Source organism: Eikenella sp. HMSC071B05 (assembly GCF_001811325.1).
GTDB classification, from domain to species: Bacteria; Pseudomonadota; Gammaproteobacteria; order Burkholderiales; family Neisseriaceae; genus Eikenella; species Eikenella corrodens.
On the sequence record NZ_KV804540.1, the window covers coordinates 19,279 to 46,162 of the forward strand.

Consider the following 26,884-nt stretch of genomic DNA (forward strand, 5'->3'; position numbering starts at 1 on the left):
GCGGCTGCGCCGCTTCGAACATGCAAGCCCTTATTCCCCGAAAAACCGCACTCCGTTCGGCTGTGCCAGCAGAGCAGGACGCAGCCCAACCGTTTGTGCCAAATATTCTGTGCTTGGATATGTAGGAAGTTTAATATTAGCTTCGTAGTGAAACATGAAGATTCTAAAAGACAGCCTCATCTACCTCGTTGGCGAAATGCTGGCCAAGGCCATGCCTTTTCTGCTGCTGCCTTATCTCACGCGCAAGCTGGGCACGGCGGGGTTTGGCGAGCTGTCGTATTATCAGGCGGCGTTTTCGCTGCTGCTTATCGGCTTTGGTATGAGCCAGGATGGCGCGGTTACGCGGTATTACTATGTATACGGCCAGCGCAACCTGCACAGCGTGGTGTATGCCGGCGCGCTGTATACCGCCTTTGCCGCGCTCATCGGCCTATTGGCAGCATGGCAGCTGCATTCGCTGGCGCTGGCGGCGGTGGTGTGTGCGGCAGCGGCACAAACGGTGCTGGCCACGCAATTGAGCCTGCGCCAATGCCGCAAACAGGCCTTGTCCTATACGGCCATTCAGTTCGGCAGCAGCCTGTTCACCACCGTGTTCACGGTGTGGCTGCTGGAAATGAGTGCGGATTATCCGGTGGAGCGGCGCTTTTTGGCGCTGTTTGCCGGCAATGCGCTGGTGTCGCTGGCGGCCTATCTGCTCTATCGGCGCAGTGCCGGGCAGCGGCTGGGATTCAACCGGCGGCGGGTGCGGCAGGCTTTGCGCTATATTTTCGCGCTCGGTCTGCCTTTAGTGATTCACCATGCGGGCAATTATGTGAAAGGGCAGTTCGACCGCGTGGTGATTTATCAGGGCTATTCCGCCGCCACGCTGGGCGTGTATTCGGCGGGCTACCAAACCGCCAGCGTGCTGAGCGTGCTGTTGATGGCGCTAAACAAAGCCACCGTGCCGTATTACTACCAAGCCTTGCGCAGCGGCAAAATCACGGCGGCCACGGTACGCCGCTGGGCGCTGCTCTCTCTCTTGGCTGCGCCGTTGCCGGCAGTGGTGGCCTGGCTGATGCCGGAGCGGCTGTTTCTGTGGCTGCTCGGGGCGCAGTATGCGGGAGTGCATTACTATATTTGCTTGTTTTTGCTGGGTTTCGGTTTGGCCGTGCCCTATTATTTGCAGGTGAATTATTTGTTTTACCACGCGCAAAACCAGCGCATCGCGCTCACTTCGCTGCTCTCGGCGGGCGGCTATCTGCTGGTGTTGCTGCTCACCGCGCGGGTGGGCATCCAATGGGTGCCGCTGGCGATGATTGCGGGCAACGCGCTGATTTTCCCGATATTGTTCCGGCAGGTGAAACCGTATGGCTGATTTGGCGAATTTAATCATCTGCCTCACGCCCCTACAGGCCTTGATGGCGCAGCGACTGATGGCGCGGCGCGCAGAACCGTTCGATTTGCTGATGCTGTGCTACGAAGATGCGGATAATGCTAAGTTTCGGCATTATTTTCAGGTAGCCTCTGCGGGCAGCCGCCATGCCGAATATGCCCTGATTCCGCAAAACAAATGGCGGCGCGAGCTGGGTTTGCCCCACCTGTTGCGCGGGCTGGAGAAAGAATACGCCACCGCCTTTGCCGCCAGCATCGATAATCCGAACGTGCAATATGTGCTGAACCGCATCCGCTTTGCCGCACTGGAAACCTTCGACGACGGCACGGGCAACCTGATTCCCGGCAGCGTGCTCTACCGCAACAGCAGCAACCGCCAGCGGCAGCTGATGAACCGCCTGCGCGGCATCCGCCTGCAAACCGAAGACCTGCGTCGCCTCTCGCGGCGGCACCACACGCTCTATCCCGGCCAGCCCAATATTGCCGCGCCCACCGTGCCGCTGGATTTATGGGCGGCAGCCGAACAAGGGCTACCTGAAAGCGGGCAAGGTGGGCTTCGCCAAAGCGAAGGCAGAGAGGTGCTGAGAAGCGAAAATGGGGCAGTGGATGAGTGTGGCTTAAACGAAAGGCTACCTGAAAAAAATATGGCCGACGTGGCTGCCGCAAACCCTACGCCCGTCCGCACCCGCCGCATCCTGCTCGGCCAACCGTTGCTGCCCAACGCGGCAGATAACGCTGCGCTGGCCGAAAGCCTGCTGCGCCGTTTTGAGATTGGCGAATATTTCCCGCACCCGCGCGAAACCTACTGCGTATCGGGCACCGAATACATTGCCAGCCCGCTGATTTTTGAAGACTATCTATTGGAAAGCCTGCGCCGCGAGCCTGATACCCGCTTCGAGGTGTACCACCTCGTCAGCACCGCTGCGCTGAATGTGCACGCCTTCCCGCGCACTATCGTGTATGCCGTGCGCCCCGCAGAAGCCGCCTTTCACACGCCCGGCGTGGTGCGGATTTATGAAGTGATGACGCAGTTGGGCATTCCGATTATCGATATTGAGTGAGTTTCACGATAACTGTTTAGCGTTATGAGCAGCGCCTTTTTAATTTTGTGCCACCGCCCGCCGCTGTATTGGCTGCGGCTGGCCGAGCGCCACCCCGAAATCCGACTGCTGCTGCACTACGATGCCAAGGCAGATATCGGCGCGTTGCCACCCCTGCCGCCGAATGTGGGCCTGATTCCGCAGCGCGTCAACATCCGCTGGGCGGGTTTCAGTATGGTGGAAGCCACGCTGCACCTGATGCGTGCCGCGCTGGCCGATGCAGACATCCGCTTTGTGCACCTCGTGAGCGGCAACTGCGTGTTGCTGCACGCCCCCGCGCAAATCGAGCGTGAATTTGCCGCACTGCCGCGCGGCAGCCTGCTGCTGGAATGCCATGCCGAGCTACGCCTGCGCTACCGCGTGCGTTTCAACACGCCGCACGCCGATACCGCTTGGCAGCGCCACCTGCCCGGCAAACTGCTCACCAAAGCATTTCAGGCAGCCGATAAAATCCTGCCTGCCACGCAAACGGCCTATGCCGGCAGCCAATGGTTTTCTGCCGACCGTGCAGCCTTGGCAGCCCTGCTGAATGCGGCAGATGAGCAGGCCTGCACCTTCTTCCGAAAGAAGCTTTGCCCGGACGAGCATTTCTTCCAATATCTGGCAAAAAGGCTACCTGAAACGGCAGGCATCACGCTGTGGCCCAGCAACCACCGCCACATCCGTTTCGCCCCGGGCAGCAACCACCCCGATACGCTGGCTTTGGCTGAATTGCAAGCCTTGCGCCACAGCCCGAATTGGCTGGCACGCAAAGTGGACGACGATACCGCGCTGCGCTTTTTAGACGAGACAGAAGGAGTAGCGTCATGATTGCGCCAGCGCAAAACCAACTTTCAGGTAGCCTTTCGGTGGAAAGCGCGTCGCCGTTTTCCGTGTTGATGTCGCTGTATGCGCGCGAGCAGCCGGAATATCTGCGCCAATGTTTGGCCAGCCTGGCCGCGCAAACCCTGCCGCCAAACGAAATCGTGCTGGTGTATGACGGCGGGCTACCTGAAAACCTGGAAGCCGTTGTAGCAAGCTTTTCAGCCAGCCTGCCGCTGAAGATTGTGCGGCTGCCGCAAAACGTGGGGCTGGGGCGGGCACTGAATGCCGGTTTGCAGGCCTGTGAGCACGAATGGGTGTGCCGCATGGATACTGACGATATCTGCCACCCCGAGCGTTTCGCACGTCAGCTGGCGTTTGTGGCGGCGCACCCGCAGCTTGACGTGTGCGGCAGCCAGATTGACGAGTTTGAACACACGCCGGCCGATACCGCGCACAGCCGCCGCGTGCCCTGCGAACACGAGGAAATTGCCCGCTTTGCCAAAAGCCGCAATCCCATCAACCACATGACGGTGTGCTACCGCAAATCGGCCGTGCTGGCGGCGGGTAATTATCAGCACGCGCCGCTGTATGAGGATTACGATTTGTGGGTGCGTATGCTGCTGAACGGCTGCCGTTTCGCCAACCTGCCCGAAGTGCTGGTGTATGCGCGTGCAGGCGACGAGATGTATCGGCGGCGCGGCGGCTGGGCGTATGCTAAAAACGAGCTGGCCATGCAATGGCGCTTCTACCGCGCGGGCTTTTTGAGCGCGACGCAGTCGGCGAAAAACGTGCTGTTGCGATTGCCGGTGCGGCTGCTGCCGAATGGGGTTCGGCAGTGGGTGTATCGAGTGTTGTTGCGGAAGTAGATTTGCTGTGAAGCCGGGCTTTTATTAAGCATAAGTTGGGTTTGGGCAGCTTGCTGAATTTCAGGTAGCCTCTACCATTTTTACTCCATTCGCCATTGCTCCCCGAAAAACCGCGCTCCGTTCGGCTGTGCCAGCAGAGAAAACACAGCCCGAACCATATGCTCATAATGGCCTGTGCTTGGTTTTATAGGGTGTTTAAAATTTCAGGTAGCCTGTATCGACCCAGCTGCCAAACGAGAAATAACGGAAATAATGAAAACGATAAAAATGATTCTGCGCTTTGTCGCCGCTGCCTTAGTGATTCTGATTGCGCCGGCGTGGTGGTTTTGGCCGCCGCGCGAGTGGACTCATCCCACGGCCACCAATCTTTCCAGCTACAGCCTGCTCTTGGCCGGCCTGCTGCTCTCCTACGCTTTGAGCCGCAACCTGACGCGTTTCCCCGGCGAGCGTTCCAAGCTGTCGGTGATTCCGGTGTCGGCCATCGGGCTGGGGCTGCCGCTGGTGTTTGCCGCCATGTTGCGCCTGCCGTATTCGGTGTATTACCTGGCCGCCGGGTTTGCGCTCACGGTGTTGTATCTGTTTGCCGAAACCTGGCTGGAAAAGCGGCACATCCGCCATCTGTACTATATCGATGTGGAAGGCATGCGCGATTTGCCGCAACTATCCAACATCCGTTGGCACGAGCTTGCCGAGCCGAAGCTACCTGAAACCGGCCGCGTAAATACGGTGGTAACCAATCTGCACGCGCCCGATTTGGGGGCGGATTGGCAGCGTTTCCTGGCCGATTGCACCTTGCGCGGCATTGCGGTGTACAACATCCGCCAGGTGGAGGAGTCGCTCACCGGCCGCGTGAAAATCCGGCATATGTATGAAAACGATTTGGGCTCGCTGCTGCCCAGCCCGGCCTATATGGCGATTAAGCAGGCGCTGGAAGCCTTGATGGTGGTGGCCAGCCTGCCGCTCACCCTGCCGCTGATGCTGGCCACCGCGCTGGCCATCCGGCTGGAAAGCCCGGGGCCGGTGCTGTTTGTGCAAAACCGCGTAGGCCGCGGCGGGCGCGAGTTTAAAATTTATAAATTCCGCAGCATGGTGTGCGATTCGGAAAAACACGGCGCGCAACTGGCGCAGGAAGGCGACGCGCGCGTTACCCGCACCGGCCGCTTCATCCGCAAAACTAGGCTGGACGAACTGCCGCAGTTTTGGAACATCATCAAAGGCGACATGGCACTCATCGGCCCGCGCCCCGAACAGAAAGCCTTTGTGCAGCAGTTTGAACAAAACATCCCGTTTTACGGCTACCGCCATATCGTGCGTCCAGGCCTTTCCGGCTGGGCGCAGGTGATGCAGGGCTACGCGGGCAACACAGACGAAACCCAAGTAAAAATCGAGCACGATTTCTACTACATCAAGCACTTCTCCTTCGCGCTGGACGTGCTGATTCTGTTTAAAACCCTGAAAACGATCATCACCGGCTTCGGCGCGAGATAGGGTTTGGTTTGCTGCGAGAACCTCATCTTAGTTATATTTGAGGCTTATCCTTTCAGGTAGCCTCACCTGCATCGTCGGCCAAACAATAAAGGCTACCTGAAATTTCAGGTAGCCTTTTCAATCGGGCAGGGCATTTTATTGATACTGGCAATGCCGACGCCATTCCTGCCGCTGTTGCGGCGTGAGGATTTGCAGCAGGGCGTGTTGGGCGCGCAGGTTTTCCACTTCGCGCTGCATTTGCGGGGTGTATTTTTCGTTCACATAATGTCGTGCCATATTTTCATCAAACACCGGGCCGGAGAGCACCAAATTAGAAGCCTGTGTGGTGTATTGGCGCAGGTTACGCGATTGTGCCACGAGGTTGTCCATCCGTTGGCGGTATTCGGCGCGCACTTGGCGCAGCTGCTCCTGTTGGCTGCTGCTGAGCGCAAGCTGGCGCATATCGCAGTTGGGACTGTCGGCCAAGGCAAGGCTGCCGGTAGTGAGCAGGACGGTGGAAAACACAATCCGGCAAAGGGTTTGGCGGCGGGGAAGAGGAGTCATGGGATTAACTCTTTAGATTCGGTATCGAACCAAGTAAATTTATTGCCGCCAGTATACGAATGGCGGCGTGAAACACGGTATAATCTTAGTAAACCTGTGTAAACAACAATGTAGTGGAAATCACTACGTTTTTGGCACGATGTGCGATGAATTATAGTCCCATTTATAGAAGAAAGCACCAACATGACCCACTACCGTATCGCTCCGAGCATTTTATCTGCTGATTTCGCCCGTTTGGGCGAAGAAGTGCAGCGAGTGATTGCCGCCGGGGCCGACTGGATCCATTTTGATGTGATGGACAACCACTACGTGCCTAACCTCACTTTCGGGCCGATGGTATGCGCCGCGCTCAAGCCTTATGCCACCGTGCCGCTGGATGTACATTTGATGGTGGAGCCGGTGGACGAAATGATTCAGGCCTTTGCCAAGGCCGGGGCGGATATCATCACCTTCCACCCCGAAGCCAGCCGCCATATCGACCGTAGCCTGAGCCTGATCCGCGACAGCGGCTGCCGCGCCGGGCTGGTGCTCAACCCCGCCACGCCGGTGTATGTGTTGGAACATGTGTTAGACAAACTCGATGTGGTGCTGCTGATGTCGGTTAACCCCGGCTTTGGCGGGCAGAAATTTATTCCGCATACGCTGGAGAAAATCGAACAGGTACGCTCGCTCACCGACCTCTACGCCGCCGAAAGCGGCCGCCGCATCCTGATTGAGGTGGATGGCGGCATCAAGGCCGACAACATCGCCGAAATCGCTGCCGCCGGTGCCGACACCTTCGTGGCCGGTTCCGCCATTTTCAATCAGCCCGATTACGCAGCGGTAATTGCCGAAATGCGTCGGCAGTTGGAAAAGGCCGACAGTTGATACGGCAAAAGGCTACCTGAAATTCTCGGATACAGCGGAAGTGCTTCATTTCTTCCTGCCGTGTGAGCCGCCTTGGCATACTGGGTATGGCTAGCAGTAGGGCAGGGGAATTGAGTGCTTCCGCTCAAGCTTTTTCAGGTAGCCTGTGCTGCAGGCTACCTGAAAAACCAAACTGCAGCTTTCAGGTAGCCTCATGCTGCAGCCCGCCTGAAACATTGATACAATTCCCCGCTTATTCTTAATCCCGCAGAAAGCCCGTCATGAAAGCCTCCCAGTTCTTTATTTCCACCCTCAAAGAAGCCCCCGCCGAAGCCGCGCTGGCCAGCCATAAGCTCATGTTGCGTGCCGGGCTGATTAAAGCCAACGCCTCCGGCCTCTACACTTGGATGCCCATGGGCTTGCGCGTGCTGCGCAAAGTGGAGGCCGTGGTGCGCGAAGAGATGAACCGCGCCGGCGCCATCGAGCTTTTGATGCCCGTTATCCAACCGGCCGACTTGTGGAAAGAGTCCGGCCGCTGGGATTTCTACGGCGACGAGTTGCTGCGCATCACCGACCGCCACGACAACACCTTCTGCTTCAGCCCCACCTGCGAAGAGCTGATTACCGACATCGTGCGCAAAGAAATCACCAGCTACAAACAGCTGCCCAAGAATTTCTACCACATCCAAACCAAATTCCGCGACGAGCGCCGCCCCCGCTTCGGCGTGATGCGCGCGCGCGAATTTGTGATGAAAGACGCCTATTCCTTCCACGCCGACTACGAATCCTTGGTGCGTGACGGCTACCAGCCCATGTACGACGCCTACTGCCGCGTGTTCGACCGCCTAGGCCTCGACTACCGCCCCGTGGCCGCCGACACCGGCAGCATCGGCGGCACCGGCTCGCACGAATTCCAAGTGCTGGCCGAAAGCGGCGAAGACGTCATCGCCTACAGCAGCGAATCCGATTTCGCCGCCAATATCGAGCTCGCCCCCACCCTGCGCCAAAGCGGCGAGCGCGCCCCCGCTCAAGCTGAACTCGCCAAAGTGCACACCCCGGGCGTGAAAACCATTCCTGCGTTGGTGGAATTTTTGCAAATTCCGATTGAACGCACGCTCAAATCCATCGTGGTGGAAGGCGAAGAAGAGGGCGAACTCGTATTGCTGCTGCTGCGCGGCGACCACGAATTCAACGACATCAAAGCCGAAAAACTGCCCGGCGTGAAAAGCCCGCTGGCCATGGCGTCGCCCGAAGCCATTAAAGAAAAATTCGGCGCAAACGGCGGCTCGCTCGGCCCGGTGGGCTTCAAAGGCAAAGTGTATGCCGACTTCGCCGTAGAAAAACTGGCCGACACCGTGATCGGCGCCAACGAAGACGACCACCACTACACCGGCTTCAACTTCGGCCGCGACTGCCCCGAGCCCGAGTTTGCCGACATCCGCAACGTGATCGCCGGCGACCCCAGCCCCGACGGCAAAGGCTACCTGAAACTCGCACGCGGTATCGAAGTCGGCCACGTGTTCCAGCTGCGCGACAAATATTCCGCCGCGTTGAACGCCTCGTTCTTAGACAACAACGGCAAATCGCAAATCATGGAAATGGGCTGCTACGGCATCGGCATCACCCGCATCGTGGCCGCCGCCATCGAGCAGAACAACGACGAGTGCGGCATCATCTGGACCAACGCCATGGCGCCGTTCCAAGCCGTGATCGTGCCGATGAACTACAAAAAATCCGAAGCCGTGCGCGAGGCCGCCGATAAAATCTACGCCGAACTCACCGCCGCCGGAGTGGACGTGCTGCTCGACGACCGCGACGACCGCGCCGGCGTGCTGCTGGCCGACAGCGAACTGTTGGGCATCCCGCACCGCATCGCCATTGGCGACCGCGGCCTGAAAGAAGGCAAAGTAGAATACACCGAGCGGCGCAGCGGCGAAACCGAACTGGTGGTAGTGGACGAGATTGCCGCCAAGCTGAAAGGTTTGTTGGCTTAAAGGCTTATGCGAGGGAAGGCTACCTGAATATGTTTTCAGGTAGCCTTTTATGTTGCCGCAGGCGGGTTCTGTTGCCATTCATATATTTGGCTTACCGCACCTGTATTCGTTTTAAGTCTTAGCAAGTATGCCAAAGGCTACCTGAAAGCGAAGCATCAACGCAGATATGGCGTTGGTTTCGGCTTTCAGGTAGCCTTTATGCCTATGAGTTCTATCGATCCGCACAAACCGTTATTTAGCCGCCGGCGCGCTTTCCGCTACAATGCCGCTTTCCCCACAACACAGCATAAAGGAACCCAATCATGGCACGTCTTCCCGTCCACACCGTAGAAACCGCCCCCGAAGCCGCCAAACCGCGCGTGGAAGCCGCGCTCAAGGCCAACGGCTTTATCCCCAACCTCATCGGCGTGTTGGCCAATGCGCCCGAAGCCCTGGCGTTTTATCAGGAAGTGGGCAAGCTCAATGCCGCCAACAGCCTCACCCCGGGCGAGGTGGAAGTGGTGCAGATTATTGCCGCCAAAACCAACGAGTGCGGCTTCTGCGTGGCCGGCCACACCAAAATCGCCACGCTGAAAAAACTGCTCTCCGAAAAAGCTGTTCAAGCTTCGCGCAATTTGAACCCCGCCGAATTCGACGATGCCAAACTGGCCGCTCTGGCCGCCTTCACCCAAGCCGTGATGGCGAAAAAAGGCGCGGTGTCCGATGCCGAGCTGCAAGCCTTTCTAGACGCGGGCTACAACAAACAGCAATCGGTGGAAGTGGTGATGGGCGTGGCGCTGGCCACCCTGTGCAACTACACCAACAACCTGGCGCAAACCGACATCAACCCCGAGTTACGCGATTACGCTTAACACACGCAGCTTGCTACGGTGAGCGAAATAAAGGCTACCTGAACTTTCAGGTAGCTTTTGTCTTGCTTGTTTTATAGTCAGCCAAAACTAGTGATATTGGTATAACCATCTGTTTGATAATCTAAAACATATTATTTAAGCAATTAACATGCTATTTATAATTTTATTTAGCATAAAATGCTATAAATATAGAAAACATCTGTCAGCCGAGCCTGTATGCCGGCCGATTCGGGCAGGAAAACTGCGTAATGTGGCGGCGGCACAGTTCTGGCGGCGGTTGTGATGTTTGTTTTTGTTAAAATCACGCCATTCTGAATCGTTTTGGATTATTGCAGTTTTATGAAAACCCCTGCTTCCTGGTCATCTAAAATCGGCTTTATTTTGTCTGCCGCCGGCTCTGCCATCGGCTTGGGCGCAATCTGGAAATTCCCCTACACCGCCGGCACCAACGGCGGTGCGGTGTTTGTGCTGATGTTTTTGGTGTTTACCGTTTTGGTGGCGCTGCCGGTGCAGCTGGCCGAGTTTTATATCGGCCGCAAGAGCGGCAAAAACGCGGTGGATGCGTTTAAAACGCTCGCACCGAACAGCCTGTGGCCGTGGATCGGGCGAATGGGCGTGTTTGCCTGCTTTATTTTGCTGTCGTTCTACAGCGTGGTGGGCGGCTGGGTGTTGAATTATGTGGTGCACGCGTTTGACGGCAGCATCCACCAAAATGCGGATTTCGGCGCGCTGTTCGGCAGTACGATTTCCAGCTCGGCCGGCTCAATCGCCTATCAGGGGCTGTTTATGCTGATGACGGTGTGGGTGGTGAAAAGCGGCATCGCGGCAGGCATTGAGCGGGCGAATAAATACATGATGCCCGCGCTGTTTGTGTTGCTGCTATTGCTGGCGGTACGCTCGCTCACGCTGGATGGCGCGACGGCGGGTATCTCCTTCCTACTCAAGCCCGATTGGTCGCACTTCACGCCGCAAACCATGCTCACCGCGCTGGGGCAGGCCTTTTTCGCGCTGAGCCTGGGCGTGTCCACCATGATTACTTATGCCGCCTATCTGGATAAAAAACAGGATTTGTTCCGCTCCGGCAACAGCATTATGTGGATGAACCTGCTGGTGTCTTTGTTGGCCGGTTTGGTTATTTTCCCCGCCGTGTTCGCCTTCAACTTTGAGCCGGGGCAGGGGCCGGGGCTGATTTTCGTGGTACTGCCCGCCGTGTTTATGAAGCTGCCGCTGGGGCAAATTCTGTTTGCCGTGTTTATGCTGCTGGTGGTGTTCGCCACGCTTACTTCCGCCTTCTCCATGCTGGAAACCGTGATTGCCGCCGCTATCCGCGAAGATGAAAGCAAACGCAGCAAAACCACTTGGCTGATCGGTACGGCAATTTTTATTGTCGGCATCCCCTCCGCGCTCTCGTTTGGTGTGCTCTCCGAATGGAAGCTGTTTGGCAAAACGCTGTTTGACTTGTGGGACTACATGATTACCGCGCTGATTATGCCGATCAGCTCGCTCTTGGTGGCGGTGTTTGTGGGTTGGATACGGCAGAAGAGCGATGTGTTCGAGCACATGCGTGAAGGCAGCAGCGTGCCGCAGGCTGTGATTGCGCTGTGGCTCAATGCGCTGCGCTTCCTTGCGCCGGTGGCAATCTTACTGGTGTTTGCCAATACGTTGGGTTGGATTTAACTCAGGCTACCTGAAAAGAATAAATAAGCCGGTAAACCGTATCAAAGAACGGTTTGCCGGCTTATTTATGAGAACTGGTTTATCAGTTACCCATGGTTGCAACATGAGGCTACCTGAAAGCGTGGGCTTCAACGCAGTTAAAACTCTACATAGCGAAAGTTTCAGGTAGCCTTTGCTGGCGATATCAGTAGTTATCCAACTCAATCGAAGCGGCCAAAAGCGAGAGCCGGGCCATCACGCCGTACACATACAGGCGGTTGCCGGCGCAGTCGCAGGTTTGGCTGCGGTCGGGCTGGCCGAGGGTTTGCCATTGTTCAAACACGCGCTTGCTGCCGGCAAGAAATTCCGGGTTGTCGCCGCTGCTGTCGGTTTGCGGTACGTTGCTGCTTAATGGCACGAAGCGCATGCCGCTGGCGTTGAGGTTTTCGTCGGCACCGCGCCCTTCGTGCACGCGGAAGAAACCGCCCACCACGAAGCGGTCGATCATATACACCACCGGCTCGGCCACGGCGCCGTTGAGGGTTTCGTAGGTGTAGATGCCTTCCTGAACAATCACTTCGGTTACGGCCAGGCCTTCTTTCACGGTGGCCATTTTGTTGCGGTTTTTGCGGTTGAGCGCGCGCACTTCGTCGGCGGATTTCACGCTCATCACGCCCATGCCGTAGGTGCCGGCGTCGGCTTTGACGATGACGAAGGGTTTGTCGGTGATGCCTTTTTCGTCGTATTTGGCCTGGATTTTGGCCAGCACGCGTTCCACGGCGGCGGCCAGGGCGTCTTCGCCTTCTCGTTCGTGGAAGTTGAGGCCGGACACTTTTTCGAAATAGGGATTAATCTGCCATTGGTCGATGCCGATGAGCTCGGCAAATTCGGCGGCCACTTGGTTGTAGGCGGCAAAGTGGGCGGTTTTGCGGCGCGTGGTCCAGCCGCCGTGCAGGGGCGGCAGCACAGTATGGCGGATGCCTTGCAGGATTTCGGGCACGCCGCCGGAGAGGTCGTTGTTCAACAACACGAGGCAGGGCGAGAAGCCGTCGGCCAGGTGCACGCGTTCGCGGGTGCGCAGCAGGGGCTCGAGCAAAATGGTGTGCCCCAGCGCGGTTTTGAATTCAGACGGCTCGGTAATTTCGGGGTTCAGGCTGCCCAGGCGCACGGCAAAGCCGGCCTGTTGCAGGATATTGCTCAGGGCATACACGTTTTCCAAGTAAAACGTATTGCGTGTGTGGTTTTCCGGCACGATCAGCACGGATTTGGCCGTTTCGCAGTAGCGTTCCACCGCGTCGGTGGCGGCAGCGGCGGCCAGCGGGCTGAATTGGGTGTTTAGGTTGTTGAAGCCGCCGGGGAAGAGGTTCATGTCGATGCTGGCCATTTTGTAGCCGCTGTTGCGGATATCGACCGAGCCGTAAAACGGCGGCTTGTGCCGCTTCCACTGGCTGCGGAACCAGGCCTCGATTTCGGCTTGCTTTTGCAGGATGAGTGTTTCAAAATCCAGCAGATATTGCGCGTATTGCGGGGAAATAACCGGAATACCCATGCTGAGCTCCTTTCAAAAAAGTGTGTGCAGATGGCGGGCATTATACTCCAAGCCCGTGCCGCTACAGCGAATTTCCCTACATACCATCAGGCTATCCCGTTTTATTCTATGCTCGACAACATCCTTCCTTTCGCCCACCGCCTGCTCGCCCAAGCCACGCCAGAAGGCGGCATTGCGGTGGACGCTACCGCTGGCAACGGCCACGACACGTTGTTTTTGGCGCAATGCGTGGGCAGCGGCGGGCGTGTGTATGCCTTCGATATCCAGCCGCAGGCTTTGGCTGCCACGCAGGCACGTTTGCAGGCAGCCGGAGAAGAAAGGCAGGTGCGCCTGATTGCCGAGAGCCATGCTGATTTGGCGCAATATGTAAACGAGCCTGTGCACAGCATCGTGTTCAACTGCGGCTACCTGCCCGGCGGCAACAAAGCGCTCACCACCGAAACCGGCAGCACCCTTTCCGCTTTGGCGCAAGCCGTGCACATCCTGCGCCCCGGCGGGCTGCTGGCTGTGGTGCTTTATCCCGGCCACGAGGCGGGCGCGCTCGAAGCCCAGGCTGTGTCCGAATGGGCGGCTGCCCTGCCGCAGCAACAGTTTGCCGTGTTGCACTACGGCTTTCTCAACCGCCGCAACCGTCCGCCTTATTTGCTGGCGATTGAAAAGCACAACGCCTCTGCCAACCCAAAGGCTACCTGAAACCGATGGCTAAAAAACGCAAACCCAGCATCTCCACCTTTCCGCCCGCCTTGTTTCCCTACATCCGACAGGCCAGCGACGATACCCTGCACTGCATCAGCCGCTTCGATTACGGTATGGAAGCCGAACGCCATGTCGCCGCGCTCAAGCAAATCGTGTACGAACAAAACGGCTACGTAAGCGCCGATTTGGGGCAAACCTTCTACCCGGGCGACGTGATCGAACTGGCGGCCTTCGATGCGCAAGATGCTTTCGGCTACACCATCTGCCACCTCATTATGATTCAGAGCGAGCTGGCCGAAACCTGCCGCTTCAACCTTTCGCCCTATTGGCAACGCTACCGCAGCGGCGAACGCGACGCCCTGCCGCCCACCATGCAGGCGCAGCTCGATGCTGCCTACCGTCTGGCCGATGAACGCGGCTGTATCGACCACGATTGGTAAAGGCTACCTGAAAGCTATCATGGTTTAAAATCAGAACGGGTCAGGGCGGCAAGCTAATACCGCAGTATTTTTATTTAAATTCACGATATCCCACGAACGGGCTATTGGCGGCCGCACAACTTTCAGGTAGCCTGCCGCCCCATCACACACTCAATCAAAATATTCGGAGCACCCATGTACCTTATCGTGAAACACAGCCATCTGGTATTCGTTGTGATTACCGTGGTTCTGTTCAACCTGCGCTTTTGGATGCGCACCATCCTGCCGAGCCGCCCCGTGCCCAAAGTGCTGCGCTTTGTGCCGCACATCAACGACACCCTGCTGCTCTTCACCGGCATGATGCTGATGACCATCACCCGCTACGTGCCTTTCGGCAATGCCGATTGGCTGGGCGTGAAACTGATTTTGGTGGTGCTGTATGTGCTGGTGGGCATGTTTTGCCTGAAAAGCCCGCCACGCTCGGCCAAATGGTGGATCGGCTATGCCCTGTCTATCGGCTGCCTCTGCACCATTTATTGGCTGGCCACGTATAAGCCGATGTTTTAAGTTTGGCGGTTTGAACAAATAAAGGCAGCCTGAAAAGCCGTTATGTGCTTTTCAGGCTGCCTTATATATTCTCTTCTTTTTGCGGTTTACGGTTTACTCCAGAAGTTGTCCTCTTCTGCCTGACGTTCGGAGAAAGTCCACACTTCCTGTATTTTCCCGTTTTCTATTCTGAATAAATCGATACCTGGATTGTTTAGCTTTTCGGCTCCTTTTTCGGCTAGGGAGACAACGCTTGCGGCGACAAAGCAGCCGTTGCCTGCAAACCAGTTCGTCACCACGCGGAATGTTCCGTTGCTTCTTTCCGAAAATTCGGCCAAGCGTCTGCCCAATGCCTGTTTTCCCGCAACATCGCCCGAAAGCGGGCTTTCGCCGCCCATATGCCATACGATATTGTCGGCCAAGGTTCCGAATACGGCATCGAAATCGCCTTTTGCCAAGGCTTCCGTATAAGTTTTAAATACTTCCGCTGATTCGTTTTTCATGAAAACGCTCCTTCTTTAACGAGGTTGGTAATTTCGGTTTTTCCGAAAACCATTATACGGCCGATAATCCGGTTTGAATATGCAGGGCGGTTTTTTCGGCACGTCCGGAAATTTTCGGGCTGCTTGAAAAATACTCCCGCCCGTTTTCAAAGCACCGCCACGCCCTCATCGCCCAAAAACTCCACCGGCTCGAACAGCGGCAACAACCGTAGGTCAGATTCTTGAATCCGACACTCCTCCCAAAGGCTACCTGAAAAACCGAGTACTTGTGGCTTTCAGGTAACCTCCGGGCTTCCGGTAACACCATCAAGACAAACAAAACGCTTGCGGAATCATGCTCCGCAAGCGTTTTGTTGTTGGAGGGTGCGGGCTGGGGGCTACCTGAAAGTGCCGGCGCCAAACCGACGGCTACAGCTTGTGGCACAAATCGCCGAGGGCGAAGCCTGGCCAGTCGGGATCGATATTGCGGCCGAAGGCGATAACTTTGAAGAGTTCGCCCATTTCTTGCGGGGCGAGCAGGGTTTGGCAGGCGGTGGCGGCGCGGATGTAGGCTTGGCTTTCCGGTTCGCCTTGGGCGGCAAGCAGGTCGGTGAGGCCGAGGTTGAGGAGGAAGGCGGCCTGGGTGGTGTAGCCGATGAGGTCGAGCCCGGCTTGGCAGGCGGCTTCGGCGATGGCGGTGAAATTCACATGACAGGTAAGGTCGGTGAGGCCGATGTGCTCGAAGGGATTGTGTACGGCGTGGTGGCGGTAGTGGCCGATGAGGGTGCCGCTGCTGCGCTGGGGGTGGTAATACTGGGCGGCGTCGAAGCCGTAGTCGATAAAGAGTAGGGCGCCGTGCGTGAGGCGCTGGGCGAGGGTACGGATAAAGGCTTGCTGGCGCAGGTGTAGTTCGCTGGTGTAGCCATCGATGGCGGGCAGCAGCGCTTGGGCGGTGGGCAGCAGTTCGGCCGGCAGGGCGGCACTTTGCCATTGGAATTGTTGGTTTGCATCCAGCCCCACGCCCATCAGCTGCCATTGGTCGCTTTGATAGCGCACGATGTCGCAGGGTATGGCGTCGAGCACTTCGTTGCCGATGAGGATGCCGTCGAATTCGGCGGGCAGCTCGGTGAGCCACGTGATTTGGTGCTGGTGTTGGGGCAGGGCGGCGGCAAGGTGGCGGCGTTGGCGTCCGGCTAAATCGGGAGAGACTTCAATAATGTAGTAGTGCCGGAGGCTACCTGAAAGTTTGCCGATCAGCTGGGCAGCCAGCTCGCCGGTACCGGCGCCGAATTCGTAGATATTGCCGGCGGTTTGCGGCAGCAGGGATTGAAGCTGGATGGCGAGGGTTTGCCCGAACAGCGGGGTGAGCGCGGGGGCGGTGATGAAGTCGCCGGCAGCGCCGATTTTGTGCGCGCCGCCGGTGTAGTAACCATATTGCGGTTGGTAGAGCGCAAGTTGCATGAAGTCGGCAAAGGGCAGGAAGCCGTGGTTGGTCTGAATGCGTTGTTGTATCAGGGCACATAGTGCCTGTGAGGCAGCAAGGGCTTCGGGGCCGGGGGCGGGCAGAGTAGGGCGGTTCATAGAGCAATTATGCGAATAATCTGGAAAACGTGCGCAATTATAAAGGCTTGCTGCCTGGAGGCAAAATCGGGGCTGCTCGGAAAATGGCAGGCGTGGTGATTGAGACTAACTATCTTATGTAAAAACAGTTTGTTAATCGTGGATTTTTACTGTGTTTGCAATTGACCGATGCCGCTGCTTTGCCGTATAGTGTCGCTTTGTGGGGAATTGTGGGGCAAAGTGCCTTTTTAGTTCCAAAAATTAACCGAAGGTGGGAAAAAGTGTTTGGCGGTGTACATGAATTGAGCATCGACAGCAAGGGGCGTTTGGCGATTCCGGCCAAGTTCCGCGACTTGCTCGCGCGCCACTACACGCCGTCTTTGGTGGTTACCGTGGAGGCGCGTACGCATCTGGTAATGTATCCGGAGGCGGAGTGGCAGAAAACGGCGGAAAATTTGCAGGCGATGAATGTGTCGGGCAATCCGGCGGCCAGAATGTTCCGCGATTTGATGCTGAATCACGCCGAAACGCTGGATTTGGATGCTTCAGGCAGAATTTTGCTGCCGCCGAGCCTGCGCCGCCGCGTACAGTTTGATAAAGAAGTAACGCTGGTGGGCCGTGCCGACCGGCTGGAGCTGTGGAACCGCGAACGTTGGGAAGCCAATATGAACGCGGTGCTGGATATGGATCCGGACGAATTGGCCGAACAGCTCGACAAAGCCGGGTTCCACCTATGAGCGCGCAGGAATTGGCACACGTTACCGTGCTGCTGCACGAGGCAGTGGATGCTTTGGCAGTGAAGCCGGATGGCGTGTATGTGGACGGCACTTTCGGCCGCGGCGGGCATTCCCGCCTGATTTTGTCGAAGCTGGGCGCAAATGGCCGGCTGGTGGTGTTTGATAAAGACCCGCAGGCCATTGCCGTAGCGCGGCAGTTGGCGGAAACAGACAAGCGCGTACAAGTGGTGCACGGTGGGTTTTCCAGCTTTCAGTTAGCCTTAAAAGAATTGGGTATTGAAGCGGTGGACGGTGCGCTGTTTGATTTGGGCGTGTCTTCGCCGCAGATCGACGATGCCGAACGCGGCTTCAGCTTCCGTTACGATGCACCGCTGGATATGCGGATGGATACCACGCGCGGACAAACCGCCGCGCAATGGCTGGCCGAGGCCGGCGAAGAAGAGATTCGCGAGGTAATCAGAGATTATGGTGAAGAGCGGTTTAACAGCCAGATTGCGCGCGCCATTGTGCAGCAGCGGCAAGAGCGCCCCATCCTTACAACCGGCCAGCTGGCGCAGTTGGCGGCACAAGCCGTCCGTACTCGCGAACGCGGCCAAGACCCGGCGACGCGGACGTTTCAAGCCATTCGGATTTTCATCAACCGTGAGCTTGAAGAAATAAGCGCGGTGTTGCCGCAGGCCGCAGGCTACCTGAAAACCGGCGGACGTTTGGCAGTGATTGCCTTCCATTCGCTGGAAGACCGGATAGTAAAACAGTTTATCCGCCGCTACAGCCGTCCGGCGCCGCTGCCTAAGTGGGTGATGGTGCGCGAAAGTGAGCGCCCCGAGCCGCCCTTGCGGGAAATCGGCAAGGCACAGCGGGCTTCGGCAGCCGAAACCGCGGCCAATCCGCGTGCACGCTCCGCTGTGTTGCGCGTGGCCGAGCGGACGGCGGGAGAGTTTGCAGATGAATAAGCTGAATATTATGCTGTTTGTGTTGGTGGTGCTCTCTGCATTGGGCGTGGTGTCGGTGCAGGATAGCTCGCGCGAATCGTTTATTGTGCTGGAAAAAGAGCACCAGCGTCAGGCAGATTTGGAAGAGGAATACCGCCGCCTACAATGGCAGCAAGCCAAGTTGGCCAACCATAGTTTCATCAAAGAGGCGGCTCAGCAGCAACAGTTGCAGCCGCCCACCATGCAGAACACCAAAATCGTGCGTTTGCAATATTAACTAGGCGAATGAAGCTAATAAAAGTAGTTGAATAATATTAAATAAGCAGTTTTGCTGCCGTGTGGGCGGCAGCGTAGAGAGTAAATACCATGCTGATTAAAAGCGATTACAAGCCGCAGATGCGGCAGAAACCAGTTAAACAGAAGAAACCGGTAAGCACCAATGGCCGGATTGCCTTTGTTTTGCTGGTTTTTGCTTTGGCTTTCGCCGCAGCGGCGGGCTGGAGCGTACATTTGCATACGGTGGAGCAAGACCGCCTGCAAACCGAGGGTAACAAGCGTTTTGTGCGCACTTTGGTGCAGCAGGCCAACCGCGGCACGATTACCGACCGCAACGGCGCAGTGCTGGCCCTGAGCGCACCCACCGATTCGCTGTATGCCATCCCTTCGGCCATGGAAAAAATGCCCAGCCAAGAGCAGCTGGAACAGCTTTCCGAAATCATCGAAGTGCCGGTGGAAACCATCGCCGACCGCCTGGCGCGCACCAATAGCGATTTCGTGTTTTTGAAACGGCAGATGAGCGCGGAAACCGCTGCCAAAGTGCGGGCTTTGAAAATTGAGGGTTTGGCCTTCCAAACTGAGCCCAAACGGCAATATCCGATGGGCAATTTGTTCTCCCACGTTATCGGCTTCACCAATATCGACGGCAAGGGCCAAGAAGGTTTGGAGCTCTCGCGTGAAGACGACCTGCGCGGCCAAGACGGCGCGCGCGTGGTGCTGCGCGACAATAAAGGCAATTATGTAGATCAATTGGATTCGCCGCGCAACCGCGATGCAGTGGATGGGCGCAATATGGTGCTCTCACTGGATCAGCGTATTCAATCGCTGGCGCACGATAAATTGGCCCAGGCTATTGCTTATCATCAGGCCAAAGCCGGCACCGCAGTGGTGTTGGATGCGCAAACCGGCGAAATCCTTGCTTTGGTAAACCTGCCGGATTTCGATCCGAACCAGCCAGGCGGTGCCGAAATCTCCCTGCGCCGCAACCGTGCGGTGACCGATATGATCGAGCCCGGCTCGGCCATGAAACCTTTCCCGATTGCCAAAGCCTTGGATTCGGGTAAAGTGAACGAGAATATGGTGTTCAACACCAATACTTATAATATTGGCCCGGCTACCGTGCGCGATACGCACAACTACCCTTCGCTCACCCTGCGTGGCATCATGCAGAAATCTTCTAACGTGGGCGTGAGCAAGCTTTCGGCTATGTTTAAGCCAGAAGAGATGCACGATTTTTATAAATCAGTCGGTTTCGGCCGCCGCATGCACTCCGGTTTCCCCGGCGAATCGCCTGGCTTGGTGCGCGACTGGCGCAACTGGCGGCCTATCGAGCAGGCTACCATGTCGTTCGGCTACGGCTTGCAGATGAGCCTGCTCCAGCTGGCGCACAGCTACACCATCTTCACCAGCGACGGCAAACTTTTGCCGGTAAGCTTCCTGCGCCAGAGCACCGCGCCGCAGGGCGAGCAGGTGATTAAGCCTGAAACCGCACGCGCCATCCGCCGCATGATGGTATCCGTTACCGAGCCCGGCGGTACTGGCACTCAGGGCGCTGTGCCCGGTTTCAACGTGGGTGCGAAAACCGGTACCGCACGCAAGCTGGTGGGCGGTCGCTATGCCGACAACAAACACATGGCTACCTTCATCGGTTTCGCTCCAGCCGAGCATCCGCGCGTGATTGTGGCGGTGAACATCGACGAGCCCACCCAAAACGGCTATTACGGCGGCCTGGTGGCCGGGCCAGTGTTTAAAGACATCATGGCCGGTTCGCTGAATATTCTGGGCGTAACGCCCACCAAACCTGTGCAGCAAGTTGCTGCCAAATAAATCGGTGCTTGGAGCCGACCATGTATTGCTTGAAGGACAAACAGTTTGACTTGCCCGACAACTGCACCCTGCCGCCCGATGTGGCGGCGGGGTGCATTTTGCGTATGGACAGCCGCCTGGTGCAGCCGGGCGACGTATTCGTGGCCTGCCAGGGCGAATATGCCGACGGCCGCAACTATATTCCCGCCGCGATTGCCAATGGCGCGGCGATGGTGTTTTGGGATAGCGGTGACGGTTTCGCTTGGCAGCCGGAGTGGCAAATCGCCAATCTCGGCGTGCCGCACCTGAAGCAAAACGCCGGCCTGTTGGCAGCCAAGCTCTACGGCAATTTTTCAGGTAGCCTCTCCTGCTGGGGGGTAACCGGCACCAACGGCAAAACCTCGATTTCGCAATGGCTTGCCCAAGCCGCCGATTTGCTCGGCACGCCCTGCGCCATCATCGGCACGGTGGGCAACGGCTTTTGGGGGCGGCTCGAAGAAACCACCCACACCACGCCCAACCCCGTGCGCGTGCAAACCTTGCTGCATCAATTCAAGCAGCAGGGCGCAAAAGCCGTGGCGATGGAAGTGTCCAGCCACGGCCTCGACCAAAACCGCGTGGTCGGCACGCCCTTCTCCTCCGCCATCTTCACCAACCTTACCCGCGACCACCTCGATTACCACGGCAGCATGGCTGCCTATGGCGCGAGCAAGGCCAAACTGTTCTATTGGCAGAGCCTTCAACACGCCATCATCAATACGGACGACGAATTCGGCCACGAGCTGGCCGCCGGGCTGCATGCCGACCGCCCAAGCCTGAACGTATACGGCTACGGCTTCAATGAACAAGCCGATATCCGCATCACCCGCTTTGCCGCTTCCGCTCAAGGCATGCAGGTAGCCTTCGATACGCCTTGGGGCAGCGGCGAAATCCACAGTCGTCTTTTGGGGCGGTTCAATGCACAAAACCTTGCTGCCTGCGTCGGCCTGTTGTGCGCCGAAGGCTATGCGCTGCCTGACGTATTGCGCGTGCTCGCGCAAATCCGCCCCGCTACCGGCCGCATGGACTGCATCAGCCGCGCAGGCCGCCCGCTGGTGGTGGTGGACTATGCCCACACGCCCGATGCGCTGGAAAAAGCGCTGGCCACCCTGCGCGAAATCAAACCGCAGGGCGCGAACCTGTGGTGCGTGTTCGGCTGCGGCGGTAACCGCGACCGCGGCAAACGCCCGCTGATGGGCAGCGCCGCCGCACAGGGCGCGGATAAAGTGGTGATCACCAGCGACAACCCGCGCATGGAAGAGCCGCAAGACATCATCGCCGACATCCTGCCTGCCGTGCCGCAGCCCGAACTGGTGGAGGCCGACCGCCGCGTCGCCATCCAAACCGCCATCCGCCGCGCCGCGCCGCAGGATATCGTGCTGATTGCCGGCAAAGGCCATGAAACCTATCAAGACGTGCAGGGTGAGAAGCACCATTTCTCCGATTTTGAAATCGCCGAAGCCGCGCTGGATGAGGCTACCTGAAAACAGGCGCATCGGATTTTCAGGTAGCCTTTTGAGCTTGCTACAGGCTACCTGAAAGCGTTAATACCTTTTCAGCTAGCCTGCCGCCCCGTAATATTTTCAATGGAATGCCCATGCCCACACTCGATTTAGCTCTTGTCTGCCGCGCCCTGAACCTGCCTGCGCCGCAGCACAATCTCCCCATCCGCCGCGTCATCACCGACAGCCGCCAAGCCGCTGCTGCCGACGAGCGCGGTACTGATTTGTTTGTTGCCTTGGTGGGCGATAAACACGACGCCCACGATTTTGTGCCTGCCGTGTTGGAGCAGGGCGCTTTGGCGCTGGTATCGCGCCAAGATTGCGCTGCGCTTTCAGGTAGCCTGCCGGTGACCGACACTTTGGCGGCGCTGCAAACCCTGGCTGCGGCCTGGCGCGAAGCGGTAAACCCGCTGGTGCTCGGCATTACCGGTTCTTCCGGCAAAACCACGGTGAAGGAAATGCTGGCCGCCATCCTGCGCCGCCAATTCGGCGAAGCGGCTGTGTTGGCCACCGCCGGCAATTTCAACAACCACATCGGCCTGCCGCTCACCCTGCTTGTCCTGCGGCCGCAGCAGCGCTACGCCGTTATCGAAATGGGCATGAACCATTTCGGCGAGCTTGATGCGCTCACCCGCATCGCCCGACCCGATGCCGCGCTGGTCAACAATGCCCTGCGCGCGCATATCGGCTGCGGTTTCGACGGCGTGGGCGATATTGCTCGTGCCAAAAGCGAAATCTACCGCGGGCTACCTGAAAGCGGCACGGCGCTGATTCCGGCGGAAGACGAATACGCCGAAGTGTTCCACGCCGCCTGCCGCGCCCTGAATTTGCGCCAAATCGAATTCGGCGTGGACAAGGGCGAAGTGCATGCCGAAAACGTTCAGCTGCTGCCCCTGGGCTGCCGCTTCGATTTGGTGTGGCAAGACCAACGCGCGGCGGTAGAGCTGCCGGTGCCGGGTAAACACAACGTGGCCAATGCCGTGGCCGCGGCCGCGCTGGCTTTGCAGGCGGGCGTGGGGCTACCTGAAAGCGCCGCCGCGCTGGCCGGGTTTGCCAACATCAAAGGCCGTTTGCAACGCAAAGCCGGCCTGCGCGGCAGCACGATTATCGACGACACCTACAATGCCAACCCAGACAGCATGAAGGCCGCGCTGGATGTGCTGGCCGGGCTGCCGGCGCCGCGTATTTTCGTGATGGGCGATATGGGCGAATTGGGTGACGGCGAGGCTTCCGCCCTGCATGCCGAAATCGGCCGCTATGCGCGGGATAAGGGCATCGAGGTTGCCTATTTCGTGGGCGATTTCAGCGTGGAAGCCGCCGAAGCCTTCGGCGCGGCCGGGCTGTGGTTTGCCGCCAAAGACCCGTTGCAGCAGGTGCTGGTGCACGAATTGCCGGAGCAGGCTTCGGTGTTGGTGAAAGGTTCGCGTTTTATGCAGATGGAAGAGGTGGTGGCCGCCTTGCAGGGTCATGAAGCGTAGGCCGCACGGCGGTTATCCGCTCTATCCGGCCAGCAACCATTACGACCCGATCCGCCGCCGCTTTTTCAACCCGGAGCCCAAACGCCGATTGCAGCCGCTGGATTTTGGCGGAGCGTTCAAAATGCTCAGCCGGCAAGGCCGCTTTCCCGCGCAGCCGCTGCCGTTTGAGAAGCCTGATTTTGCTGCCTTCATGCGGCAGGAAGGGTTACCTGAAGACGAACAAAAGGCACGGTTTGTTTGGTTCGGCCATTCCACCCTGCTGATGCGCGTGGCCGGGTTGAATATCATCACCGATCCCGTGTTCGGCATGAGCGCGGCGCCGCACAATAAAATGTTCCGCCGCTTCCAGCCGCCGCCCGCCGCGCCGCACGAACTGCCGCCGCTCGACATCATCCTCTACAGCCACAACCACTACGATCATTTGGAGGAATCCTTCGTGCGCAGCGTGGCAGACAGCGGGGTGCATTTTCTCGTGCCGCTGGGCATGGAAGTGCTGCTGCACCGCTGGGGTGTGAAGGCGGAAAACATTTCGGCGGCGGATTGGTATCAGAGCCATACCGTTGGCGGCGTAACATTTACCGCCACTCCCGCCCGCCACGACAGCTCGCGCAACCTGGCCGACCACAACCGCATGCTGTGGGCGGGCTGGGCTATCGAAGGCGGCGGGCAGCGGCTTTATTTCAGCGGCGATTCGTCCTACGGCAGCCACTTCGCCGACATCGGCCGGCACTTCGGCGGCTTCGACCTGGCCTTTATGGAAAACGGCCAATACGACCGCCGCTGGCCAGACAACCACATGTTCCCCGGGCAAACCGTGCAGGCCGCCATCGACGTGGGCGCGCGCCGCATGATGCCGATTCACTGGGGCGCCTTCAGCCTGGCCATGCACGATTGGGACGAACCCGTGCGCCGCAGCATCCCGCTGGCCATCGAGCGCGGCCTGCCGGTGCTCACGCCGCTAATCGGGCAGGTGTTTGATGTGGATACGGAAACTGAATTGTGGTGGGAAGAGGTTTGAGCGGTTTGGACAAATTCGGCTTCGTTTACTTTCAGGTAGCCTTACTGGTTCAAAGTGGGCTGAAACACAAACAGCCATGTTGGTAACCCAAGCTCAAGCGCACATAAATTCTGCCAAAGCGGTAGCCAAGCCTTCCGGATTTTCCCAAGACATCGAGTGCCCGGCATCGGCAATCACGGCGCAGGGAATACCGTATTGAAGGATAAGGTCGTAGTCTGTGTTGGGCAGGGAACGATCGCCAACTAAATAAATTTTGTGTTGGGGCAGGGAGGAGAGGCGGTACAGCCAATCGGGCGATATACCGTTCACTAAATGATGTGCACTACGCCACAATGCCCACGGGGCAGCACTTTGTAGGCTGCCCGCCCACGGCGAGAGTTCGTTATTTAGCAATTCGGCATAGCCATTGTGGATGAAATACGCTTCATTCTGTGCGGTAATGTTGCGGCTGAATATGCCGCCGCCAGCAATCAGGTTGCATTCGCTTACCATGAGTCCGCGCACACGGCTGCCGAGCTGTTCGGCGGCTTCAATAGCGATGCTGCCACCCATGCTGTGCCCATAGAGATAGAAGTGCGGCAAGTTAAGATGGTTGGCCAGTTCGGATACGATTGCGGCTTGCGCGCTGGTGGAATAGGAGAAATCCTGTGGGCGTTCGCTGTAGCCGTGACCTGCCAAGTCAAGCAGGATAGTGCGGCGGCCTGCCAAGGCCGGGCTGGCAGCGACTCGGGGGTACTCGTAGCTGGCAGCGCAGCCTAGGCCGTGGATAAATAAGCAAGGGGTGCTGTTTCTGCCCGCATGGGCTGGTAGATCCATAAATCGGATGCGGCAGCGTGCGCTGTGGGAGTGCATGGTTTGCATAGTTTGTGCCTCGCATGGCAGTGGGAATTTCGGTTTTCAGGTAACCTCTCTTTGGTAGCGGCTTAGTTTATAATGCCACATTTGCCCATTTTACAGTGGTGCAATACAGATAATGATGTTTCAGGTAGCCTTTTCTATTTCCGGCTGCCTAGGTTAATTAAGCGAATTCAATTTAAATCAGGACAAGGCGGCGAGCCGCAGATAATGCAAAGTAATACAGTACGGCGAGACAATGCAGTACCGGTTTAAATTGAACTTACGAGAAATGATTTAAGGAAGTTTTATGCTTTTATGGTTGGCCAAACTCAGCAACTGGATTTCGGCGCTGAACATTTTCCAATACACCACTTTCCGCGCAGTGATGGCGGCGCTTACGGCACTGGCGTTCAGCCTGATGCTGGGGCCGTGGACCATCCGCAAGCTCACCGAGCTTAAAGCCGGCCAGGCCATCCGCAGCGACGGGCCGAAAACCCATCTGGCCAAGGCTGGCACGCCCACCATGGGCGGGGTGCTGATTCTGGTGTCGATTACGGTGTCCACGCTGTTGTGGGGCAATGTGTCGCACCCGTATATCTGGATTCTGCTCGGCGTGCTGCTGGGCACGGGCGCGCTGGGCTTCTACGACGACTGGCGCAAGGTGGTGTATAAAGACCCGCACGGCGTGTCGGCCAAGTTTAAGATGGTGTGGCAGAGCAGCGTGGCGCTGGCGGCGGGCTTGCTGCTGTTTTATGTGGCGAGCAATTCGGCGAACAATATTTTAATCGTGCCGTTTTTCAAACAAGTGGCGTTGCCTTTGGGCGTGGTGGGCTTTGTGGTGCTGTCGTATTTCACCATTGTCGGCACGTCCAACGCGGTAAACCTGACCGACGGCTTGGACGGCCTGGCGGCTTTCCCGGTGGTACTGGTGGCCGGCGGGATGGCGGTGTTTGCCTATGCCACCGGGCACTGGCAGTTTGCACGCTATCTGCAGCTGCCTTTCGTGCCGGGGGCGAACGAGGTGATGGTGTTCTGCGCGGCCATGTGCGGCGCGTGTTTGGGCTTTTTATGGTTCAATGCGGCACCGGCACAGGTGTTTATGGGCGACGTGGGCGCGTTGGCGCTGGGCGCGGCGCTGGGCACGGTGGCAGTAATCGTGCGCCAGGAATTTGTGCTGGTGATTATGGGCGGGCTGTTTGTGGTGGAAGCTTTGTCGGTGATGCTGCAGGTGGGCTGGTATAAGAGAACCAAAAAACGCATCTTCCTGATGGCGCCGATCCACCACCATTTCGAGCAGAAGGGCTGGAAGGAAACGCAGGTGGTGGTGCGCTTTTGGATCATCACCATCGTGCTGGTGCTGGTGGGCTTGAGCACGCTGAAAATCCGTTAAACGGTTTTCAGGTAGCCTTATCCGGCTCAAGAGGGGCTACCTGAAAGCGGACACTGCAGGCTTTCGTGAAGCCAAAACCCATTGCAACCCAATTTAAA

Annotated in this window: 25 protein-coding genes; 20 read left to right on the forward strand and 5 right to left on the reverse strand. The window is 57.8% G+C overall.

The window, feature by feature from the left end; all coding sequences use genetic code 11:
• Nucleotides 1-154 precede the first annotated feature (154 nt).
• From HMPREF2796_RS02470 to HMPREF2796_RS02490, 5 genes are all read left to right on the forward strand, one after another.
• The gene (locus tag HMPREF2796_RS02470; RefSeq protein WP_070630709.1) at nt 155-1,354 is read left to right on the forward strand and encodes an oligosaccharide flippase family protein; all 1,200 of its coding nucleotides are present in this window, start codon (nt 155-157) and stop codon (nt 1,352-1,354) included.
• A complete protein-coding gene (locus HMPREF2796_RS02475; RefSeq protein WP_070630711.1) occupies nt 1,347-2,432 on the forward strand; it encodes a glycosyltransferase family 52 in 1,086 nt (361 codons plus the stop codon). Before HMPREF2796_RS02470 ends, HMPREF2796_RS02475 begins: the two co-directional genes overlap by 8 nt.
• A gap of 24 nt (nt 2,433-2,456) precedes the next feature.
• Nucleotides 2,457-3,281 (forward strand): beta-1,6-N-acetylglucosaminyltransferase, encoded by an 825-nt coding sequence (locus HMPREF2796_RS02480; RefSeq protein ID WP_070630713.1) that lies wholly within the window; start codon nt 2,457-2,459, stop codon nt 3,279-3,281.
• Entirely contained in the window at nt 3,278-4,141 is an 864-nt protein-coding gene (locus HMPREF2796_RS02485) for a glycosyltransferase family 2 protein (protein WP_070630716.1), read from the forward strand. The genes HMPREF2796_RS02480 and HMPREF2796_RS02485 overlap by 4 nt, the downstream gene beginning before the upstream one ends.
• A gap of 252 nt (nt 4,142-4,393) precedes the next feature.
• Nucleotides 4,394-5,629 carry a sugar transferase gene (locus HMPREF2796_RS02490; protein ID WP_083308623.1) on the forward strand — a complete coding sequence of 412 codons (1,236 nt, stop codon included), beginning with the start codon at nt 4,394-4,396 and terminating at the stop codon, nt 5,627-5,629.
• 135 nt (nt 5,630-5,764) lie between these two features.
• Here the strand turns inward: HMPREF2796_RS02490 and HMPREF2796_RS02495 are convergent, their stop codons facing one another.
• On the reverse strand, nt 5,765-6,172 hold the full coding sequence (locus tag HMPREF2796_RS02495) for a Spy/CpxP family protein refolding chaperone (protein WP_070630718.1): 408 nt from the start codon (nt 6,170-6,172) through the stop codon (nt 5,765-5,767).
• 183 nt (nt 6,173-6,355) lie between these two features.
• On the opposite strand from HMPREF2796_RS02495, the gene rpe reads away from it, so the two are divergent.
• The 4 genes from rpe to HMPREF2796_RS02515 all read left to right on the forward strand — a co-directional run bounded on the left by rpe (nt 6,356) and on the right by HMPREF2796_RS02515 (nt 11,540).
• Entirely contained in the window at nt 6,356-7,039 is a 684-nt protein-coding gene (rpe, locus tag HMPREF2796_RS02500) for a ribulose-phosphate 3-epimerase (RefSeq protein WP_070630720.1), read from the forward strand.
• A 260-nt stretch (nt 7,040-7,299) separates the two neighbouring features.
• Entirely contained in the window at nt 7,300-9,012 is a 1,713-nt protein-coding gene (locus HMPREF2796_RS02505; RefSeq protein ID WP_070630722.1) for a proline--tRNA ligase, read from the forward strand.
• A 302-nt stretch (nt 9,013-9,314) separates the two neighbouring features.
• Nucleotides 9,315-9,863, forward strand: a complete 549-nt coding sequence (locus tag HMPREF2796_RS02510; RefSeq protein ID WP_070630723.1) for a carboxymuconolactone decarboxylase family protein — start codon at nt 9,315-9,317, stop codon at nt 9,861-9,863.
• Nucleotides 9,864-10,202: 339 nt separating this feature from the next.
• The gene (locus HMPREF2796_RS02515; protein ID WP_070630725.1) at nt 10,203-11,540 is read left to right on the forward strand and encodes a sodium-dependent transporter; all 1,338 of its coding nucleotides are present in this window, start codon (nt 10,203-10,205) and stop codon (nt 11,538-11,540) included.
• Nucleotides 11,541-11,724: 184 nt separating this feature from the next.
• Here HMPREF2796_RS02515 and gshA read toward each other — a convergent pair whose 3' ends face one another.
• Entirely contained in the window at nt 11,725-13,068 is a 1,344-nt protein-coding gene (gene gshA, locus HMPREF2796_RS02520; protein ID WP_070630728.1) for a glutamate--cysteine ligase, read from the reverse strand.
• Between the two features lie 108 nt (nt 13,069-13,176).
• On the opposite strand from gshA, the gene HMPREF2796_RS02525 reads away from it, so the two are divergent.
• From HMPREF2796_RS02525 to HMPREF2796_RS02535, 3 genes are all read left to right on the forward strand, one after another.
• Entirely contained in the window at nt 13,177-13,761 is a 585-nt protein-coding gene (locus tag HMPREF2796_RS02525; protein ID WP_070630730.1) for a tRNA 5-(aminomethyl)-2-thiouridylate-methyltransferase MnmM, read from the forward strand.
• Between the two features lie 5 nt (nt 13,762-13,766).
• Nucleotides 13,767-14,204 carry a hypothetical protein gene (locus tag HMPREF2796_RS02530; protein WP_070630732.1) on the forward strand — a complete coding sequence of 146 codons (438 nt, stop codon included), beginning with the start codon at nt 13,767-13,769 and terminating at the stop codon, nt 14,202-14,204.
• Nucleotides 14,205-14,378: 174 nt separating this feature from the next.
• Complete coding sequence (locus tag HMPREF2796_RS02535) at nt 14,379-14,750, forward strand: SirB2 family protein (RefSeq protein ID WP_023887054.1); 372 nt, start codon at nt 14,379-14,381, stop codon at nt 14,748-14,750.
• An 86-nt stretch (nt 14,751-14,836) separates the two neighbouring features.
• Here the strand turns inward: HMPREF2796_RS02535 and HMPREF2796_RS02540 are convergent, their stop codons facing one another.
• Nucleotides 14,837-15,232 (reverse strand): nuclear transport factor 2 family protein, encoded by a 396-nt coding sequence (locus HMPREF2796_RS02540; RefSeq protein ID WP_067440452.1) that lies wholly within the window; start codon nt 15,230-15,232, stop codon nt 14,837-14,839.
• A gap of 408 nt (nt 15,233-15,640) precedes the next feature.
• Nucleotides 15,641-16,792: a class I SAM-dependent methyltransferase gene (locus HMPREF2796_RS02545; protein ID WP_070630733.1), complete on the reverse strand. Its 1,152-nt coding sequence runs from the start codon at nt 16,790-16,792 to the stop codon at nt 15,641-15,643.
• Between the two features lie 260 nt (nt 16,793-17,052).
• On the opposite strand from HMPREF2796_RS02545, the gene mraZ reads away from it, so the two are divergent.
• The 7 genes from mraZ (at nt 17,053) to HMPREF2796_RS02580 (ending at nt 24,559) form a co-directional block, all read left to right on the forward strand.
• Nucleotides 17,053-17,508, forward strand: a complete 456-nt coding sequence (mraZ, locus tag HMPREF2796_RS02550; protein ID WP_070630735.1) for a division/cell wall cluster transcriptional repressor MraZ — start codon at nt 17,053-17,055, stop codon at nt 17,506-17,508.
• Nucleotides 17,505-18,461 (forward strand): 16S rRNA (cytosine(1402)-N(4))-methyltransferase RsmH, encoded by a 957-nt coding sequence (gene rsmH / locus HMPREF2796_RS02555; RefSeq protein ID WP_070630737.1) that lies wholly within the window; start codon nt 17,505-17,507, stop codon nt 18,459-18,461. The genes mraZ and rsmH overlap by 4 nt, the downstream gene beginning before the upstream one ends.
• Entirely contained in the window at nt 18,454-18,717 is a 264-nt protein-coding gene (gene ftsL / locus HMPREF2796_RS02560) for a cell division protein FtsL (protein ID WP_023887048.1), read from the forward strand. The genes rsmH and ftsL overlap by 8 nt, the downstream gene beginning before the upstream one ends.
• 89 nt (nt 18,718-18,806) lie before the next feature.
• Nucleotides 18,807-20,543: a peptidoglycan D,D-transpeptidase FtsI family protein gene (locus HMPREF2796_RS02565; protein WP_070630739.1), complete on the forward strand. Its 1,737-nt coding sequence runs from the start codon at nt 18,807-18,809 to the stop codon at nt 20,541-20,543.
• A 20-nt stretch (nt 20,544-20,563) separates the two neighbouring features.
• Nucleotides 20,564-22,045, forward strand: a complete 1,482-nt coding sequence (locus HMPREF2796_RS02570; protein ID WP_070630741.1) for a UDP-N-acetylmuramoyl-L-alanyl-D-glutamate--2,6-diaminopimelate ligase — start codon at nt 20,564-20,566, stop codon at nt 22,043-22,045.
• Nucleotides 22,046-22,158: 113 nt separating this feature from the next.
• Complete coding sequence (gene murF / locus HMPREF2796_RS02575) at nt 22,159-23,541, forward strand: UDP-N-acetylmuramoyl-tripeptide--D-alanyl-D-alanine ligase (protein ID WP_070630743.1); 1,383 nt, start codon at nt 22,159-22,161, stop codon at nt 23,539-23,541.
• A complete protein-coding gene (locus HMPREF2796_RS02580; protein WP_070630746.1) occupies nt 23,531-24,559 on the forward strand; it encodes an MBL fold metallo-hydrolase in 1,029 nt (342 codons plus the stop codon). Before murF ends, HMPREF2796_RS02580 begins: the two co-directional genes overlap by 11 nt.
• 93 nt (nt 24,560-24,652) lie before the next feature.
• On the opposite strand, the gene HMPREF2796_RS02585 is transcribed toward HMPREF2796_RS02580, so the two are convergent.
• On the reverse strand, nt 24,653-25,420 hold the full coding sequence (locus HMPREF2796_RS02585; protein WP_070630748.1) for an alpha/beta fold hydrolase: 768 nt from the start codon (nt 25,418-25,420) through the stop codon (nt 24,653-24,655).
• A gap of 283 nt (nt 25,421-25,703) precedes the next feature.
• Here HMPREF2796_RS02585 and mraY point away from each other — a divergent pair, with 283 nt between their 5' ends.
• The gene (mraY, locus tag HMPREF2796_RS02590; protein WP_023887042.1) at nt 25,704-26,786 is read left to right on the forward strand and encodes a phospho-N-acetylmuramoyl-pentapeptide-transferase; all 1,083 of its coding nucleotides are present in this window, start codon (nt 25,704-25,706) and stop codon (nt 26,784-26,786) included.
• Nucleotides 26,787-26,884 lie beyond the last annotated feature (98 nt).